This is a genomic window from Niallia sp. Kr1 (assembly GCF_050389805.1).
Taxonomy (GTDB): domain Bacteria; phylum Bacillota; class Bacilli; order Bacillales; family Cytobacillaceae; genus Bacillus_BD.
Genome location: NZ_CP130945.1, coordinates 3,572,609 through 3,590,433 on the forward strand (window position 1 = coordinate 3,572,609; position 17,825 = coordinate 3,590,433).

The following is a 17,825-nucleotide window of genomic DNA, read 5'->3' on the forward strand; positions in this document are numbered from 1 at the left end:
TACATTGATATCGAACTATTCTTTGACTCGTGGTGGTCGCTTTCCCCAGTATTGATAATAGTCCGTTTTAATAAAACCATTAAAGAGTTTACGCTTTTTTGTAGCTGGTTTTCCATAATGAGTTTCAAACTCTTCATCTGAAGTTAACATATAGATGGACCAAGTATCTAAATTAGCAAAGGTTTGCCCCATTTCACTATACATTTTTTGAACGGCCTTTTTCTCACCAAGTCGCTCCCCATACGGTGGGTTCCCAACAATGACGCCGTATTGTTTCGTTGTCGTAAAATCTTGGACCCGCATTTGTTTGAAAGTAATCAAATCTCCTAGACCTGCCTCAAAAGCATTTTCCTCAGAGATTTTTACAAGTCGATGGTCAACATCAGAGCCTGTAATATCAAGTATCTGATCATAATTAGCCAAATCTTCCGCTTCTATCCTAACCTCATCCCAGACTTTTGATGAGATCCAGTTCCAATTCTCAGAAACAAATTCCCGATTAAATCCCGGAGCAATATTCTGCCCGATTAGCGCTGCCTCAATAGGAAGCGTTCCAGAGCCACAGAACGGATCGACTAATGGTCGATCTGGTGTCCAATTGGTTAACATAATGAGAGCTGCCGCTAACGTTTCTTTAATCGGCGCTTCCCCCTGACCTACGCGGTATCCTCTTTTATGGAGTCCGCTCCCACTCGTATCGATCGTGAGTAGCGCTACATCTTTATGCAAAGCCACTTCAATTTTAAAGAGAGGACCATTTTCTTCAAACCAGCTAGTCTTTTTATAGTGCTTTTTCATGCGTTCCACAATTGCTTTTTTTACAATCGCTTGACAGTCGGAAACACTAAAAAGCTTTGACTTTACAGATTTTCCTGAAACGGGAAACTCTGCACTCTCTGGAAGAAACCTTTCCCACGGTAATGCTTTTGTTTTTTCAAATAATTCATCAAACGTTGTCGCCTTAAACTCTCCGACCTTCAATCTTACTCGGTCTGCTGTTCGTAACCAAAGATTACTTTTTGCGATCGCCCTTTCATCGCCTTGATATGTAATGCGTCCGTTTTCCACTTGACAATCATATCCAAGTGATCGTATTTCTTTCGCAACCAATGCCTCTAACCCCATGGCTGAAGTTGCAATCAGTTCATACTTTGTCATATTTTCACCCTTATCCATACCACTAATGTTAAGTACCTTGTTATGTAAAAGTAGCTCTATCTCTTAATTATCTCCAATAAGAGCTACCTATATATGTATAAAAGCTCTCCTTCTTTGGAGAGCTTAAATTAAAATTTTCATATTGTTCATTAATAACGTTCTGTAAGCCATGTTTTGTACCATTGTACTACAAACGATCTTCATCTCGTACTCAGGTGGTAATCATCTATCTACAGACGAAATATCATCTGTCCTTCTCTTCGTTCATTTCCTCCGAGAAAGCGCCCCTACCATAATTTGGGTTTCTCGCTCGCGGGGTTTACCTCGTTCCACCCTTTTTATTTCTAAAAAGGCTACGTCACTGTGGCACTTTCAAGGTAGTCACACCATATCCGAATAGGACTTAGGTGTTTTCCCTGCCGTCAGGGAAGCTAAAATCCTCCCTGCCCTGGCTTATGTCTTGACCAGGCACGAACACTACAGACATCTCAGTCTGTGCGAGCATGGACTTTCCTCTGCAAAGAATATTGCAGCGATTACCCGAACGCTATTAATGGTAACAGACTTATTATAATTGAAATCGATGAATAATATCAATAGCAATTATTTCTACTCATACAATTTGCTACCAAACACATGTTTTTCTAAATTAGATAATCGTTTTAAAATATCAAAATTAGTCGTACCAGCTGTTTGGGTAGCAGGACGTTTTGAAGCTTCTTCTAATTGCTTTCGTAATCGCATATTTTCTTGTTGTAATTCCTCAATTTCCTGATGAAAAGTTTCATAATCTTTAATAATATAATCAAGAAATTTGTCAACATCTTCTGGCTTATAGCCCCTCATGGCTGATTTAAACTCTTTTTCTAAGATGTCTTTCGCGGTTAATTTTATTTTATCTGCAAGCATTTTTTTCTCACCTCAACCATTGCCCCTTATTATGTATATTTTTTCAAAAATATCCTCTTTTGTCAATTTTTCTTTACATCAATCATCCAATTATTTGAGTTATTCCCATTGATCTTGTTCAACGAGAAACTGTAAATCATCAAACTGAATTAAACGGATCTCATAATCCTGTTGTTCCTGGTAACGAATTGCTGTATCATACAGGTATTTTGGACTACCTTCTTTTTCAGCATCATAAAACAAGATGAGCACATCACTTTTTTGAACAAAAAATTGATTTTTTAATCGAAATTGCCACGGTTTTTCGTACGGTTTTCGAGATACCGAATCAATAAAATCAGCTTCTAATAAAATAGATTCATACCATTCCTTATTTTGTTCACTCCATGAATTCTCTTGTTCAAGAAATGGTGTGATGACTGCTAATTGTAAATAATCATACTCTTGTTCACGTAATTCATACACGACCTCGGCTGCCCATAATTCTGTCCCGAGCTGACCGCTAATGATTACCCACTGAAGTCCATCTTCTAGTAATGCCAATAATTGTTCTTTAATCGCTTTCTTTATATAGGTTACAGCCGGATGGTCTTGTTTAAAGATCCCGAGTTCGTATGGTTTATATCCAGATATTGCAGCTATTTTAACCATACCTTCCCTCCTTTTTCTTTATGGCTGTTAAACTTTGGTGTTCTGGTTTCAGACACTTTCTTCCGCTGAGCTTTGCCAAGCCAACCTGTCACTTTATGTCTACGAGAATCTTATCTTCGCATTTCTCCCATAAGAGTTAGGAGGCACTGTTCCACCAATTATATTCAACAGTAGTCCAAAAACAATATGAACCATTCACACAGCTTTTTTTATAAAGAAACAAGGGCTTAAACGTAAAGCCCTTGTTGTTAATACTATCAATAAAATCCTGGTCTTGGTCGAACTCCTGGGCCGAACCCTGGGCCAAATCCTGGGCCAAATCCTGTTGTAGGAGGCGGCGGCGGGCCTGGTACAGGACCAATATCAGAACTTGTCACCTCATTCACAACAGATTGCGAATGTGGAAAATGATGTTGATGTTGATAGTTAGTATGGTTAACAGTTGTTGTATGGGAAGGATGAACATGTGGAACGATCACATTAGCAAAATTATGATTTACACAGCATTGTGTTGGATGAACAACAGCTGGTAAAACTGCAGTTGGTCTTGGTCTACAATACATAACCTATCTCTCCTTTCATCATGGTCTGTTATACATTAACAACATATGATAAAAGGATATATCTTGTACTAATGAAAATACCTAAATTTAGTAAGTTTATCTATCATTCATATCTTAAAATAACGTATACAAGCTATCTTTAAAGCTTGTAAATACAATCGCAGTCAAACCTATGACAACAAAAAAGAGATACAAAATGGCTTTATACATGATTTCCCGTCCTATCATTAAATACTGAGTGTGAAATTCCACACATTTATTTATTTTACAATCATCTAATCATAGAAACAATAAAAAATGTAAAGAAACACGAATAAAACTTAAAAAGACATATATTCGTCACATTTTAGCCATTTTTTTACGTTTCAAACGGGAAATTCGTTTTGAAAGATTATCATCTATTTCATTTGTTGACTCTAATTTTTTCGAAATTGCCTTTTCTGTGTATTGAATCGCTTGGTCGATCTCTTTATATTGATGTTCAAAGATTTTCGCTAATTCCACGCATGCTGAAATTTGCAAAGAGGCATCTCCCTTATCTGCTACCTCTTTCCATAATCCAACTGCTTGCTCCCATTCCTTACGCTTTTTTAGCTGAAAAGCAAGCTCTTGTTTGGCCTTTATGGATTCTTCTTCATCTCTATTTGCTAAATGAGTATACACCTCTTCAGCTGCCGCCTTTTCACCAATATATGAAAACCAGCGCCCTACTTCAAAATACTCTTTACTCGTTTGCCCATTATCAAGACCCAGTAGTTGAAATGAGAGATGTGTGTAAAGTGAGATTAATGATAAGATATCAAACTCATTATGTTTAATAACGCCTAACATACCTTCAGGATTTTTTTGCTCTATAAAATCGAAATAAATCATGGGTGCTAAAAATCCTGGAATATCCTCTTTACGTTCAAAATCTAATATTTCCTTTTCAACAACAGAAAGCTTTACTTTATCAAGTCGATGTTTCCAGATTCTCCTTGCCGCATGATATAAATCAAAATGCCCGTATTCAGGGAGTTTTGGTACATGCTCTCGAACGAGCGTATGCCTAGTTTTAACCTGTGGCCAATCAAATGCTTTTCCGTTATACGTGACCATACTTGTATAATCGATACTCTCCAAAAAGCTTTTATACAACGGAACCTCAGCACCAGGATTCGGTAAAATATGCTGTTTGAGAACAATACTCTCACCCTTAACACTTGCATGCCCTAAAAGGAATATCACATTTCCTGTTCCTCCACCAAGACCTGTCGTTTCCGTATCGAAGAAAAATAAATCTTCCACTCCATATCCAGAGGCTGAAAGTGGATGCTTTAATTCACTATTATTCCATTTTTCAACGGCATGAAGGAAATCACGAAAGCGATATTTACCATGATAAGAATCTAATGGATAGACAACTTCTCTGACTAAGCAATAATCTTGGTCTACATAGTATGGAGTGACCCCCGACCCCTTCCAAATATCGAGATAAGGGATTTCCTTCTCGGGATTTAGATTACAGTCCTTCTTTATTTCTTTTTCCTGATTTAAATATGGTTTTAATCGATTTAGCTTATTTTTTAAAGACATTAACTTTTCACCTGTGAAATAGGAGTTGACTGCAACATCGATAATAAACGTAATGTATCTTGCTTAACGGTTTCTGAAGTTGTATCTGCCCCGATACAGGACGGACACCCCTGCTCACACGGACAGTTTGAAACCATGTTTTTTGCTTCTTGTATAATCGTATTCATTCCATCATAAATTTTTTCACTTAAGCCAATTCCTCCTGGATAGCGATCATAGAAAAAGATTGTTGGCTTTTCATTATGTGCAGCCTTCACTTGCGGAACAACATGAACATCTTGAGGGTCACACATAACAAACAAAGGGGCAATATGTTTCAATGCATGAGAAACACCGATCATCCCTTGGTCTAATCTTTCCTTTCCAACGTCAATCGTTTCATGATCTAATGAGATCCATGCTGACTGGGTATGGAGTTCCTCTTCAGGAAGCGAGATTGGACCTGATCCGATATTTTCGTGAGTTTCAAATTTAATTTTCTTGAAAATCGTAGCCATCGCGAGAACACTTACATCACCAAAGCCAATCTCAACCCGATGGTCTTTTCGAAGTTTATCCATTTCAAGCACCTTTAACTCAACGGCTAGATTAGCATCTGTATAGTAATCAACAGACACTTCTCGAACAAAAGCTTTTTTCTCTTCCCAATCCAATTTTTCAACTTGGTATTGAATTCCTTGATGAAGATAAACCGCTTCTTCATGCAGAAGAGTCATTGCCGAAAACCGATCCATTTCTCCAATCACCTTTACATTGGCCACATCGGAATAATCGATAATCACGACGTTTTCCTGGGAGGCTGATCGTAAAGAAATATTATGAGCAGGAAAAGAATCATTCATCCAATACCATTTATCCCCGTTTTTATAAAGGATCCGCTCTTCACTAAGATATTCAAGAATTTCACCTATTTCAACGTTACCAAATGAATCTCCTTCTTTAAATGGGAGTTCATATGCTGCGCATTTCATGTGATCAATTAAGATAATCAAGTTGTCCGGATTGATTCTTGCGGTTTCAGGACTCCTCTTAAAGAAATAGTCGGGATGTTGAATGATATATTGATCAAGCGGACTAGAGCTAGCCACCATGATCACTAATGACTCCCCATGCCTTCTCCCTGCTCTGCCTGCTTGCTGCCAAGCACTTGCAATACTTCCTGGATATCCGGTCATAATGCAGACTTGCAACTGTCCAATATCTACCCCTAACTCCAAAGCATTCGTACTCACTACTCCGTATATATCACCAGTTCGAAGGCCTTTTTCAATCTCACGTCTTTCAGTAGGTAAATATCCACCTCGATATCCACGAATTGCTTTTGTTCCTAATTGGTGTTTCACTAGTTCTTTTAGATAAGTGAGAAGAATTTCAACCCTTACCCGACTTCTAGCAAAAACGATTGTTTGAATTTTATTCTTCAAAAGCTCACTTGCAAGATTTCGAGCTTCTAACGTTGCACTTCGCCGTATATTTAAAGGTTTGTTGACAATCGGTGGGTTATAAAATAAAAAATGTTTGGTCCCACTTGGTGCACCATTTCGCTCGATTAAATGCATCTTTTTCTCCGTTAATGTTTCTGCTAATTCTAGTGGATTGGCTATCGTTGCAGACGTGCATATAAAAATGGGATCACTACCATAAAAACGACAGATTCTCTGCAACCGTCTCAACACATTTGCCACATGGCTGCCAAAAACACCTCTATATATATGAAGCTCATCAATAATAATGTATTTTAAGTTTTCAAAAAGAGATACCCATTTTGTATGATGCGGTAGAATTCCTGAATGGAGCATATCCGGATTGGTAATCACGATATGTCCTGCTTTTCGTACCTTTTGACGAATGTTTGCAGGGGTGTCTCCATCGTAAGTATAACTATTAATATTCAAACCAGCCTCAGCAATTAATTCATTGATCTCACTTTTTTGATCTTGAGCAAGTGCTTTTGTTGGAAACATATAAAGTGCCCTTGCATTTGGCTGGTGGATGATCGTTTGAATGACTGGGAGGTTATAGCATAGGGTTTTCCCTGATGCTGTAGGTGTAACCGCTACGATACTTTTATTTTCCATCACCGCATCAAATGCCTCTCTTTGATGGGTATACAAGTATGATATTCCACGTTCTTGCAACGCCTTTTTAAGAGAGGGATGAATAGATTCAGGAAAATCAACCACTTTTGCCTCTTTAGCTTCAATGGTCTGCCAATAAACAATATTTTTTTTAAAATCCTCGGAAATTTTTAATTGATTCATGATTTCTTGTAATGTTTTACGTACATTCAAATCACTCACCCCCATGTTCTTATTGTAGCGAATAAACGTTCGTTTATAAAGAGGTATTTTCTTTTGTTATTATAAGACCTTTTGATCCTTTTTTGTTAAAATAGTATTGTTAGATGAATTTGAGGTGACGTAATGGATAAAGTGCAAATCAAAGAGGTATTATCAGAGTTTTCGTTATTTCGGAGTCTTAGCGATTATGAAATTTATAAAATCGTGGACATATCAATTTCAAGAGAATGGAATAAAGGCAGTCATGTCTTTTTACAGGAGGAACCTCTTGAAAATGTCTATTTTATATATAAAGGAAAAGTAAAAATCTATAAAACGGATATGAATGGGAAAGAGCAAATTGTTTCGATTCTAAAAAAAGGGGATATGTTTCCCCATGTTGGATTCTTTCGCAAAGGGAATTACCCAGCCTTTTCTGAAGTGATTGAAAACGCTACCCTTGTTGTCGTTCCAATCTCACAGTTTGAGAAAGTTTTAATCGAAAATCCTGAACTTTGTATCAAAGTTTTTAAAGTACTAGGGGAAAAAATAGTTGATTTACAAGAACGATTAGAGTCACAAATTCTTAATAATACCTATCAACAAATTATTAAGTTGCTCATTCGACTTGGTAAAGAACATGGTCAGGAATTAGACGATGGGCGAATTCTTTTAAAAGCAGAGTTCACGAATCGAGATCTTGCCAATATGATTGGGACAACAAGAGAAACCGTAAGTAGAACCCTTACCAAACTAAAAAAAGAACAGCATATTGAAACAGATTCTGTTCACGATATTATTTTTGACCCTGATCTATTGGAAGAAGAGCTTTTTTCCTAAAGTCCTGTTAAACTTGAATATTGATTTTCGTTCTCGTCACTTCGCTTTCCGCGTGCGATCATCGAGTCACTATGGCACCTTGCCTACAGTGACTCGACTGCGCTTCTCTCGCAGGAGTCTTCGTGTTGGAAACGAAAATCAACAATGGTCAAAAATCAACACCACTCTTTAACATAGCCTTCATAAAAGCAATAAGCGGATGAATCCATATTATTCATCCGCTTTTTCATTTGGTTTAGCTTAATTGCAGCATGTCTTTCATATCTTCTTCTGCTGTACCAATTAATTGTAAATTGAACGTTTCTTGCAATACGTTCATAACCCCTTCTGAAATAAATTCAGGTGGTTTTGGTCCAATTCGAACATCTTTAATCCCAAGGCTGAATAATCCTAATAAAATGGCAACCGCTTTTTGTTCGAACCATGAAAGGACAATACTTAATGGAAGTTCATTGATTTCACATTGGAAAGCTTCTGCAAGTGCTTTGGCGATCTTAATGGTAGAACCAGAGTTATTACATTGACCTAAATCGATATAGCGAGGAATGTCAGTTCCAGGAACTGTTCCATAATCTACATCATTAAAACGGAATTTACCACAAGAAGTTGTTAAAATAACCGCTTCAGGAGGTAGGGAAGTTGCTAATTCACGATAATATTCTCCACCCTTTCCTGGGGCATCGCATCCTGCAATAACAAAGAAGCGTTTGATTTTTCCATCTTTAACAGCCTGGATGACTTCTGGTGCAATCCCTAGAACGGTTTCATGGTGGAAACCAGTAATTAACGTTTCATCTGATTCAATATTAGCCTCAGGAAGTTCTAATGCACGGTTAATAAGCGGACTAAAGTCATCATTTTCGATTTTCTGAACATTTTCTAAACCTGCTACTTCATATGAGAACATGCGATCCGCATATGTCCCTTTAATTGGCATGACACAGTTTGTTGTTGCTAAAATGGCTCCAGGGAATTTTTCAAATAAACGACGTTGATCATACCATGCTTTACCAATATTCCCTTTTAAATGTGAATATTTCTTTAATGCCGGATATCCATGAGCTGGAAGCATTTCTGAGTGTGTATAAATATTGATCCCTTTACCTTCTGTTTGTTTTAATAATTGTTCTAAAGCAAATAGATTATGTCCTGTAACAACAATACATTTTCCTTCAATTTTATTCTGTGTAACCGTTACAGGTTCAGGAATACCAAGTAAATTTGTATGTGCTTCATCTAGCACTTCCATGATACGTACCGCTGATTTCCCTACTTTCATCAGCATTTCGATGTGCTCTTGTACATTAAAGTTTGAATTTGTCAGCGTCATATACAAAGCTTCATGTGTAGTCGCATCCACAAACGGATCGGTCGCACCTAATTGATTGGCGTGTGTACGATAAGCCGCAATTCCTTTTAATCCAAAAATCATTGTATCTTGTAAACTTGCAATCGTTTCATCTTTTCCACAAACACCAACTACTTTACATCCCCCACTTGGCGTTTGTTCACACTGATAGCAAAACATGTTTTATCAACCCTTTCCAAATATGCTTACTATCATAGTAACAATTTCCATGTTTATAAAAGTGATTTAAATCACTATTTTGTTATTGTCATAAAAAGTTCATTAAAAAGGTGCCAGGACCTTTCATAATTTGAAAGGTCCTGGCACGAACATGGTTATACTTTAAACATTCCACCTAAACCTTTTACAACTGTGGATACTTGGGAAACCGCATTAATCATTTGTCCAGCTGTATCAACCATTTTATTAATATCAAGTTTCCCATCTTGTGATTTAAATGAATTTAATACACTCGATACACCAGATGGTGGTCTAGCTAGAAAAGAGGCCTTAGGATATGGGTGAAAATAAGGTTCCTGATTTGAATAGCCTGGATTTGTATGGGTTGCCTGATTTTCTTCGGATGCTAGCAATGGGTTTTGAAAAACAATGTTTGAATAGGATGAATGATTGGTTGATGGCTGTTGTATTTGCTGATTCCCAAACGGCTGTGGGTACCCTTGCGAAGGCTGTATAGGATAGGGATTCCCAAAGTGTAACGATGCTCCTTGTAAATTATTGGGGCTATAGTATGAATTCCAATACTGTGGCTGAACCCTATAAACAGGTTGATCTCTTCGAGCATTACGTTGAGAATAATTTTGTTGTAAATAACCATTCCATCCACCCTGTATGGATGGACTTTTGTAGTATATTCCAGATATAGGAGAATACATCGATTATACCTCCTCAGAAATTCGATATTATACAATATGTCATTTCGCCTAGATGGTGCAATGTTCCATTTGTATGAGGACTTGTCTTATCCATTATGTAACCATCTGTAGTCATTCAAAAAAAGAATTGATTCATAAGGTATCGAATAAACATTAATACCCCATGAGTCAATCCCTTCTTGATAGATAGATTATATTTAAATCATTTCCCATTTTGTAATCAGCAACTAAGTTTCAGACGTAAAGCTTTAGAATTTAAATCACTTTGTTTCCAATTGGAGGTTATTTTTCTTTCTAAAGATTCCAACTGCCTTACACAAGAATTCAAACGTACCTCTTGTTCTCTTTCCCACGATTGTTTTTGCTCAGATATATGAAATTCCAAAGAATCATTTAATTGATCAAGCTGAAAATCCAGTTGGCTTAGCATTTCGATTAAATCCTCTCTTCTAAGAACAGTCGTTTCCACTACATATACCTCCCTTATTATTTTACTAAAGAATTCTTTCTTTTTTTAAAACCTCCTTCCTACTTGACAAAACTAGAAGGAATTCGTCAAAGAAAGAAGAATTATTTATTGCCTTGTGATTACATTCGACAAAGATGGGATAAAAGCCAATCTACTTGAACAAAATACGATTGGAGGTGTTAATCAATGAAACCAAAACAAAAACAAAATAATGGTCAACCTAAAAAGCAAGAAGAAACAAAACCAGGATTTGGAGATAAAAAGTTAGAAGGTCCTGATCGCCCTTCTACATAAATTGAAACTTCCATCAGTGGGGCGCTTCTTTATCGCCACTTAATGGTTAGTTGAGGTCAACAGGGTGCTGGTCATTCAGACGTTACCACAGGCGTTTTTAGTCTGTGTACATCGCTCAGATCTTTATTGGCAGTTGATCCCCCACCCATCTACTTTCGGGAATTCCAGTATCTTAAGAGGGGTCTTACTGCAAGTGAAGACGAGATAAAATAAAGCTGAGTGGGGGAATCCTCACTCAGCTTTATTTATCAGACTCTGTGTAAACTTAGTTGTTGATTTCTGCTTCTAGCATTTCATGTTTACGGTGTCTGACCTGTTTCGCTTCTCCCGCAGAAATCTTCCTGTGCCTCCCACTCCAATCAACAATAGTCAATTTCAATCTTTTTCCTATCCTTACTCTAAAAGAATCTGTTTAACTTGTATAATTTTATGAAGTTGCTTCTGTTTCTTTTCAAACCAATCCTTTAAAATAATAGGTTCTTTTAAGCTTGGTTCATCAAACCATTTTCTACGGATTCGTATTTTCAAAGACCAATCCTCAAAGTGATGGATATGGTGACGGACAATTGGAAAACTCATTCTTAATAATGGCGTATCTCTACTTTTTCTTCTCATAAAATAGCGTTCATAATCATATCTTGAACCTGTATGAACCGTCTTTATGGCAAATTCATATACAAGAGGAAAGACAGAATGATCAAATAAGATTTTTGCTATTTTCTTACCAAGCTCGATCCGCTTATTCACATATTTAAAACCACTTACACTTGCACCAAATAACATTCCGTTACAGGTTGGTAATAGAACCGAACTAAAATGGAACCAATCCTGAAAACAAAAACGAGCGGATCGAAATACATTTCTCTGATAGAAAGGATGATGAATCACAGGATGTTGAACGACATTTTGCTCATTGATGATTAGTGAATAAAGCAATCTTTTTCGACCTTTATTTATCCAGAATCGGTTCCACTCCTTTTCCATAAATAAGGAAACGTGGAAGTATTTTAAAAGGTGAAACAAAGGTTTCTCCTTCTCAATCGAATACCGATAGAGCAAAAGCTGCGGATACGCATCCTGGAAGATTAACCAATTTGCTTTTTCATAAGTTAAAAATAGTGTTCTTCTTGTTTTTGCATCTAAAAGATGCGGGAACCATCGTCCTTCTAGATCACAAATATTATAACCAGCATTTCTAGAAACCATATGGGCTAAAAAAGACCAGTCTATTTCTTGAAATGCTTGATAGAATTCTAAATATGCTTCTGTCCGTGATATATTGTCAACATTTCGTTTTTTTGTTTCGGCTTTAATATGTTGAACAAGCTGCCTTTCTACCTTTGTTAAAGATGTTAAAGAATCTAGCATACGATATCACACCTTTTAACCTTCCTCCCCATATCGTTTGTCAAATGGGACTTTTTATTCAACATGTTTGCCCTGATATTTGTTATTATTAGTAGTAGCATGTGAGAGGTGAAATAGATGCATTTCAACTATCCAAATGGGAAACGATATTATTCACACAATCTAACCCAAATTAAGCCTAAGGAAATAAAAGACGTTTCGTATGGGAAAAGGGGAATGACTCTTGAAGAAGATTTAAATGAATCCAATCAATATTACTTAAATGCTGGAATAGCAGTCATTCATAAGAAGCCTACGCCAATTCAAATCGTCAATGTCGATTATCCAAAGAGAAGTGCTGCTGTAATCAAAGAAGCTTATTTCAAACAAGCGTCTACGACCGATTATAATGGAGTCTATCGAGGAAAATATATTGATTTTGAGGCGAAGGAGACAAAGTTGACTACATCCTTTCCACTGAAAAATTTTCATGATCATCAAATTGACCATATGAGAAAAGTATTAGATCAAGATGGGATATGTTTTGTTATCATCCGTTTTTCAAGTACAGATGAGGTCTATTTTTTCGAAGCAAAGCATCTTCTTACGTTTTGGGATCGAATGAAAAGTGGAGGTAGAAAGTCGATAACGAAAGAAGAAATCAATCAAAGTGGTCTTTACATACCGATTGGATTTCAACCAAGACTGGATTATATTAAAATAATCGATAAACTTTACCATTTTTAATATAATGGTAGAATAAAGAACACAACTCATAAAAAACTTATCCACCTTTGTTAAATTAAGAAAGGAAGGAATTGACGATGACAGAAAATTACTCTTCAAGGGAGGAGCGTCGAAAACAGCAAGAAGCCACTAAACAAAAACAAAAGGGAAAGACCAAAAAGAAATCAAAAGGCTCCTTCTTAAAAACATTTTTACTTGTAATTGTGGCACTTGGCATTATTGCTATTATTGGAGGCGCAGCAACCTTTGCTTTTATGATAAAAGATACGCCTAAATTAGATGCTGCTTCATTAAAAGCAGCCATTCCATCAGAAATCTACAGCATGGATGGAACGCTCATAACAGAAATAGGAACGCAGAAGCTGGATTATGTTGATTATGAAAACATACCTGAACTCGTAAGAAACGCTGTTATTGCAACCGAAGATTCTAGATTCTTTAAACATCATGGAATCGATCCAATTCGGCTAGGCGGTGCGGTTATTGCTAATCTTACAGACGGTTATGGAGCTGAAGGTGGAAGTACAATCACCCAACAAGTAGCAAAAATGCACTTCCTTACCTTTGATAAAACCCTATCCCGTAAGGCACAAGAAGCATGGTTAGCCATTCAACTAGAGCGAAATTATACAAAAGAAGAAATCTTTGAGTTGTATGTCAATAAAGTCTTTATGTCTGATCGAGCAACTGGGATTGCCACAGCTTCAAAACACTATTTTGGAAAAGAACTAAAAGATCTAACATTACCTGAGGCAGCCCTTATTGCTGGGATGCCACAAAGTCCAAATAACTATAATCCTTTTAATCACCCTGATCGTGCAGACAAAAGAAAAAATGTCGTTTTATCGCTAATGCATCAGCATGGCTATATTTCAGAGGCTGAAATGAAGGAAGCTCAAGCAATATCCATTTCAGATTTAATTGTTAAAGAAGAAGAACGTCAACAACAAACAGACATTCCTTATGACCCATTTATCGGTCAAGCCATTAAAGAAATTGAAGAAAAATACCCGGAAATTAATGTTTACACGGATGGCTTAAAAATTTATACAACCCTTGATCAAAACGCTCAAGATTATGTTGATAAAATGATGTATAACAATGAAGTTGTTGAATTCCCTAACGATAAATTCCAAGCCGGGATTACGATTCTAGATACAAAAACTGGAGAAATTCGAGCACTTGGCGGTAGCCGTGACAAAGAACTTGATTTTGGTTTAAATTATGCCACTTCCTTGCCACGTAGTCCTGGATCAACGATTAAACCAGTCCTAGATTACGGTCCAGCTGTAGAGTATTTAAAATGGGGAACTTATCAACCGATTGCGGATGAGCCGTATAAATATTCTACCGGTCAGACCGTCAATAACTGGGATCGAAAACATATGGGAACAATGTCAATCCGTGAAGCTCTAGCGAGATCGCGTAACATTCCTGCTGTTAAAGCATTAAAAGAAGCGGGCTTAGATAGAGCAAAAGAATTCGTGAATCGACTTGGCTTAAACCAATCAGAGATCCATGAAGCAAGTGCCTTAGGTGGTCTTAAAGATGAAGTTACCTCGCTTCAAATGGCTGGTGCTTATAGTGCATTTGGGAATAATGGCTATTATACGAAACCACATGCTGTAAAAGAGATTGTTTTCCGAGATGGAACGAAAATTAATATGAAGCCTGAAACCGAAGTCGTCATGAGTGACTATACGGCGTTTATCGTCACCGATATGCTAAAAAGTGTTGTAGATAAGCCTTATGGAACTGGACGTGCAGCTAATGTTCCTGGACTTCATATTGCTGGAAAAACTGGAACATCCAACTACTCCGCTGAAGATAAAAGAAAATATAACATTCCGGGAGGCGGTGTACCCGATATTTGGTTTGTTGGCTACAACACCAACTATACCATTTCTGTTTGGACTGGTTATGAAAAGCGGCATGAGCCACTTATCGGCAGCCAGCAACAATTAGCCAAACAAATCTTTAAAAAATTAATGACTCACGTTTCTGAAGGGAAAGAAACCGCCGATTTTACGATGCCAAATTCAGTGCAAAGGGTTAAAGTTGAAAAAGGTTCAGCTAAACTCGCAAGTGACTATACACCAAACAACTATGTTTCTTATGAATATGCGGTAAAAGGAAATGTACCAAATGAAGTTTCTGAGAAATTCAAGAAACTAGAAGCACCAAGTGGTCTTTCCGCAAACTACGATCCGGCTACAAATGAAATCAGTCTAGCTTGGCAGCATAGTGGTGATGGTCCATTTAATATCTCAATGTCTATTAATGGTGGCGCAGAGCAGGCTTTACCTTCCACATCGGAAAAAGGCTATAGAGTTGCAAATCCTCAACCTGGGGCATCTTACAGCTTTAAAGTAAGTGCATCGAGGGATGGACGACATAGCGATTCTGTTACAGCAACGGTTGTTATTCCTGGTCCTGAAAACACCGAAGAAGAAGAAAATGAAGAGCAAAACGAAAATCCAGAAGAAAACAACAATGGTAATAATAATGAGAATAACGGTGAAAACAAAAAGCCGAATAACGGAAATAATGGTCAAAACAATGGAAAACCCAAAGATGAAAAGCCAGATGCTAAACGAGATGAGGCTGATCAATTAGATGAGGTTGAAAAGGAGGAAGAACCGGCAGAGCAACCGGTAACTCCACAAGAACAGCAGCAAGAGCAACAACCACAACAATAAAAATGAAGAAAGCGTCTAGGAGCATTAAGCTCTAGGCGCTTTCTTCATGTTAATTTGCTATTTTTTATTATATTGCTTAGCATCCATTAATGCTTGTTGTTTTCTAAATAATTTTTCCATCTCAACAAAAAGCTCTGATAATTGAATAAAAGAGTGAAATTTATTTGGGGTTTTAATGATATAAGCTAATCTCTCTCGAATATTGATTGGTTTTACCGTTAAACGATCCATACTATCCATATTATCGTTAACCGATTGAAGGTTTGACCAATATAAAGCCTTAAGAAATAGCTCTATCCCCTTTTTCATAGGGATCTCAGTTCGAGATAAATCCCGTTTTGTAAAACCCTCTTGTAATTCCATTTTCAGATGGTTCCATTCTGAAAATAAAAATGGAACTGTTTCATTTGGGAGAGTCCAAGGTTGATCACGATTCACTTCCTCTTCTCCCCCTTCATCCTTTTCTTTCCTTCTCGACAAAGTTCCAATAAAGGACAAGTCGGGCACTGAGGGTTTTGTGCCTTACAATGATATCGTCCAAAAAAGATCATTCGATGATGAGTGACTGACCACTCATCTTCGGGTACCTTTTTCATTAATGTTTGTTCTACTTCTAGAACAGTATCTTTCCAGCGACAAAAACCTAGCCGTTTACTGACCCGCTCTACATGGGTATCTACTGCGATAGCGGGAACCCCAAAAGCAACAGAAACAACGACATTGGCCGTTTTTCTTCCTACACCAGGTAATTTAACTAATTCATCTCGAGTATTCGGTACTTCACCGTTATATTCGTCTAATAGGATTCTACATAGCTTTTGGATATTTTTTGCTTTATTTCGATATAATCCAATTGAGCGAATATCTTGTTGAAGTTCTTCGAGAGAAACGTTCAAATAATCTTCTGGAGATCGATATTTTTCAAAAAGATCTTTTGTGACTTTATTTACTAACACATCTGTACATTGTGCTGATAAGGATACAGCTATGACCAATTCAAATGGATTTCGATGGTTTAATTCACAATGTGCATCAGGAAACATTTCCCCCATTTTATCTAAACAATATCTAATTTCGTTCTTTTTTAACATGTTCATACCTTTCTAAACATCAATAGATCTATTAATTTTCTAACCAGTTATAAAAAGGAAGTGGCTCTTTATTTATATTTTCATTCTTTGTCTTCAATTTAGGTTGTTGATGCTGCCGCACCTTTCGACCATAGCTTTTAGCCTGCTCGATCGTTTTAATTCCATTTCTCTTCCAATCAAAAAGAATTCGATCAATATACCGGAAATTTAACTTTCCGGATATAACCGCTTCTCTTAGGGCTGATTTTATGATAACTGGATCGTGTTGATCATCATCCATCCACATAGAGAGTGTTTCACATTCAAAAGGAGATAGCGGTCTACCGAATTCTTGTTCAAAACAAGTATATAAATTGGTTTCCTCTTGTTTACTCAAATTGGCTTCTTTTTGTTTTTCATCCATTAAGTAAGAATCAATTAATTTTTCCCATAGAGAATCTAATGAGTATTTTTCAAATCTAATTCCATCTTTTGTAGAGCCATCAATAATGTCGATCATACCCTTTTGAATTAATCTTCGAAGCAAGTCTGAGCATTCTGATGCAGAGATCGTCATCGTAGAGGCAAGTTCAACAGGAGTAGGAAATTCATTCCCTTTATCGATATGTGAAATGAGCTGTAGTAGAAGTACAAGTTCATTTTCATTTAATTTCATTTGTTTATACTGTGATAATAAAGTGGTTGGAATCGTGATTTGCCCTTCTTTCATCCATTTTAACAACATTGTTTTACTCAATTTGAACACCTCCTAATTAGTATAACATGAAGAAAGAATGTTCGTAACATGAAAAGCGACCCCCTTGCCCACTAAGTATGGACTGACTTGCACAGTTGTTTGCAAACACCGACATTCATTAGATTCTAGGGCTGGAGCTAGACAAATCAAAATATAAAAAAGACCTCAGAGCTCTCCATTGATATTTAATTCCAATAAATACCTAATTAGAGATTTCTGACGC

The 17,825-nt window shown here is 36.9% G+C and carries 16 protein-coding genes and 1 other RNA gene; 3 read left to right on the forward strand and 14 right to left on the reverse strand.

The genetic code is table 11. The annotated features are described in order from the left end of the window. Window positions 1-15: 15 nt before the first annotated feature. From Q5760_RS17455 to Q5760_RS17485, 7 genes are all read right to left on the reverse strand, one after another. Window positions 16-1,158: a THUMP domain-containing class I SAM-dependent RNA methyltransferase gene (locus Q5760_RS17455; protein ID WP_428908889.1), complete on the reverse strand. Its 1,143-nt coding sequence runs from the start codon at window positions 1,156-1,158 to the stop codon at window positions 16-18. Window positions 1,159-1,316: 158 nt separating this feature from the next. Continuing rightward, an RNA gene (rnpB, locus tag Q5760_RS17460) (RNase P RNA component class B) lies at window positions 1,317-1,706 on the reverse strand. A gap of 61 nt (window positions 1,707-1,767) precedes the next feature. After that, a complete protein-coding gene (gene gpsB / locus Q5760_RS17465) occupies window positions 1,768-2,067 on the reverse strand; it encodes a cell division regulator GpsB (protein WP_428908890.1) in 300 nt (99 codons plus the stop codon). A 99-nt stretch (window positions 2,068-2,166) separates the two neighbouring features. Then, the gene (locus Q5760_RS17470; protein ID WP_428908891.1) at window positions 2,167-2,718 is read right to left on the reverse strand and encodes a DUF1273 domain-containing protein; all 552 of its coding nucleotides are present in this window, start codon (window positions 2,716-2,718) and stop codon (window positions 2,167-2,169) included. A 257-nt stretch (window positions 2,719-2,975) separates the two neighbouring features. Next, a complete protein-coding gene (locus Q5760_RS17475) occupies window positions 2,976-3,281 on the reverse strand; it encodes a CotD family spore coat protein (protein ID WP_428908892.1) in 306 nt (101 codons plus the stop codon). Between the two features lie 339 nt (window positions 3,282-3,620). Then, a complete protein-coding gene (locus Q5760_RS17480) occupies window positions 3,621-4,856 on the reverse strand; it encodes a ribonuclease H-like domain-containing protein (RefSeq protein ID WP_428908893.1) in 1,236 nt (411 codons plus the stop codon). Then, a complete protein-coding gene (locus Q5760_RS17485) occupies window positions 4,856-7,147 on the reverse strand; it encodes a DEAD/DEAH box helicase (RefSeq protein WP_428908894.1) in 2,292 nt (763 codons plus the stop codon). Before Q5760_RS17485 ends, Q5760_RS17480 begins: the two co-directional genes overlap by 1 nt. Before the next feature lie 132 nt (window positions 7,148-7,279). Between Q5760_RS17485 and Q5760_RS17490 the strand changes: the two genes are divergently transcribed. Then, a complete protein-coding gene (locus Q5760_RS17490) occupies window positions 7,280-7,975 on the forward strand; it encodes a Crp/Fnr family transcriptional regulator (protein ID WP_428908895.1) in 696 nt (231 codons plus the stop codon). Between the two features lie 235 nt (window positions 7,976-8,210). Here Q5760_RS17490 and hcp read toward each other — a convergent pair whose 3' ends face one another. The 4 genes from hcp to Q5760_RS17510 form a co-directional block, all read right to left on the reverse strand. Then, a complete protein-coding gene (hcp, locus tag Q5760_RS17495; RefSeq protein WP_428908896.1) occupies window positions 8,211-9,503 on the reverse strand; it encodes a hydroxylamine reductase in 1,293 nt (430 codons plus the stop codon). A gap of 155 nt (window positions 9,504-9,658) precedes the next feature. Then, window positions 9,659-10,219 (reverse strand): YppG family protein, encoded by a 561-nt coding sequence (locus tag Q5760_RS17500; RefSeq protein WP_428908897.1) that lies wholly within the window; start codon window positions 10,217-10,219, stop codon window positions 9,659-9,661. Window positions 10,220-10,439: 220 nt separating this feature from the next. Beyond that, window positions 10,440-10,688, reverse strand: coding sequence for a hypothetical protein (locus tag Q5760_RS17505; protein WP_428908898.1), 249 nt, complete (start codon window positions 10,686-10,688; stop codon window positions 10,440-10,442). Between the two features lie 687 nt (window positions 10,689-11,375). Then, on the reverse strand, window positions 11,376-12,350 hold the full coding sequence (locus Q5760_RS17510) for a DUF2515 family protein (protein ID WP_428908899.1): 975 nt from the start codon (window positions 12,348-12,350) through the stop codon (window positions 11,376-11,378). Window positions 12,351-12,467: 117 nt separating this feature from the next. On the opposite strand from Q5760_RS17510, the gene recU reads away from it, so the two are divergent. Together recU and Q5760_RS17520 are read left to right on the forward strand one after the other, a co-directional pair. Then, entirely contained in the window at window positions 12,468-13,076 is a 609-nt protein-coding gene (gene recU / locus Q5760_RS17515) for a Holliday junction resolvase RecU (RefSeq protein ID WP_428908900.1), read from the forward strand. A 77-nt stretch (window positions 13,077-13,153) separates the two neighbouring features. Next, window positions 13,154-15,775: a transglycosylase domain-containing protein gene (locus tag Q5760_RS17520; RefSeq protein WP_428908901.1), complete on the forward strand. Its 2,622-nt coding sequence runs from the start codon at window positions 13,154-13,156 to the stop codon at window positions 15,773-15,775. 57 nt (window positions 15,776-15,832) lie between these two features. On the opposite strand, the gene Q5760_RS17525 is transcribed toward Q5760_RS17520, so the two are convergent. The 3 genes from Q5760_RS17525 to Q5760_RS17535 are packed head-to-tail and all read right to left on the reverse strand — an operon-like array spanning window position 15,833 to window position 17,602. After that, the gene (locus Q5760_RS17525; RefSeq protein WP_428908902.1) at window positions 15,833-16,213 is read right to left on the reverse strand and encodes a YpoC family protein; all 381 of its coding nucleotides are present in this window, start codon (window positions 16,211-16,213) and stop codon (window positions 15,833-15,835) included. Further along, the gene (gene nth, locus Q5760_RS17530; protein WP_428908903.1) at window positions 16,210-16,866 is read right to left on the reverse strand and encodes an endonuclease III; all 657 of its coding nucleotides are present in this window, start codon (window positions 16,864-16,866) and stop codon (window positions 16,210-16,212) included. The genes Q5760_RS17525 and nth overlap by 4 nt, the downstream gene beginning before the upstream one ends. A gap of 31 nt (window positions 16,867-16,897) precedes the next feature. Continuing rightward, window positions 16,898-17,602, reverse strand: a complete 705-nt coding sequence (locus tag Q5760_RS17535) for a DnaD domain-containing protein (protein WP_428908904.1) — start codon at window positions 17,600-17,602, stop codon at window positions 16,898-16,900. Window positions 17,603-17,825 lie beyond the last annotated feature (223 nt).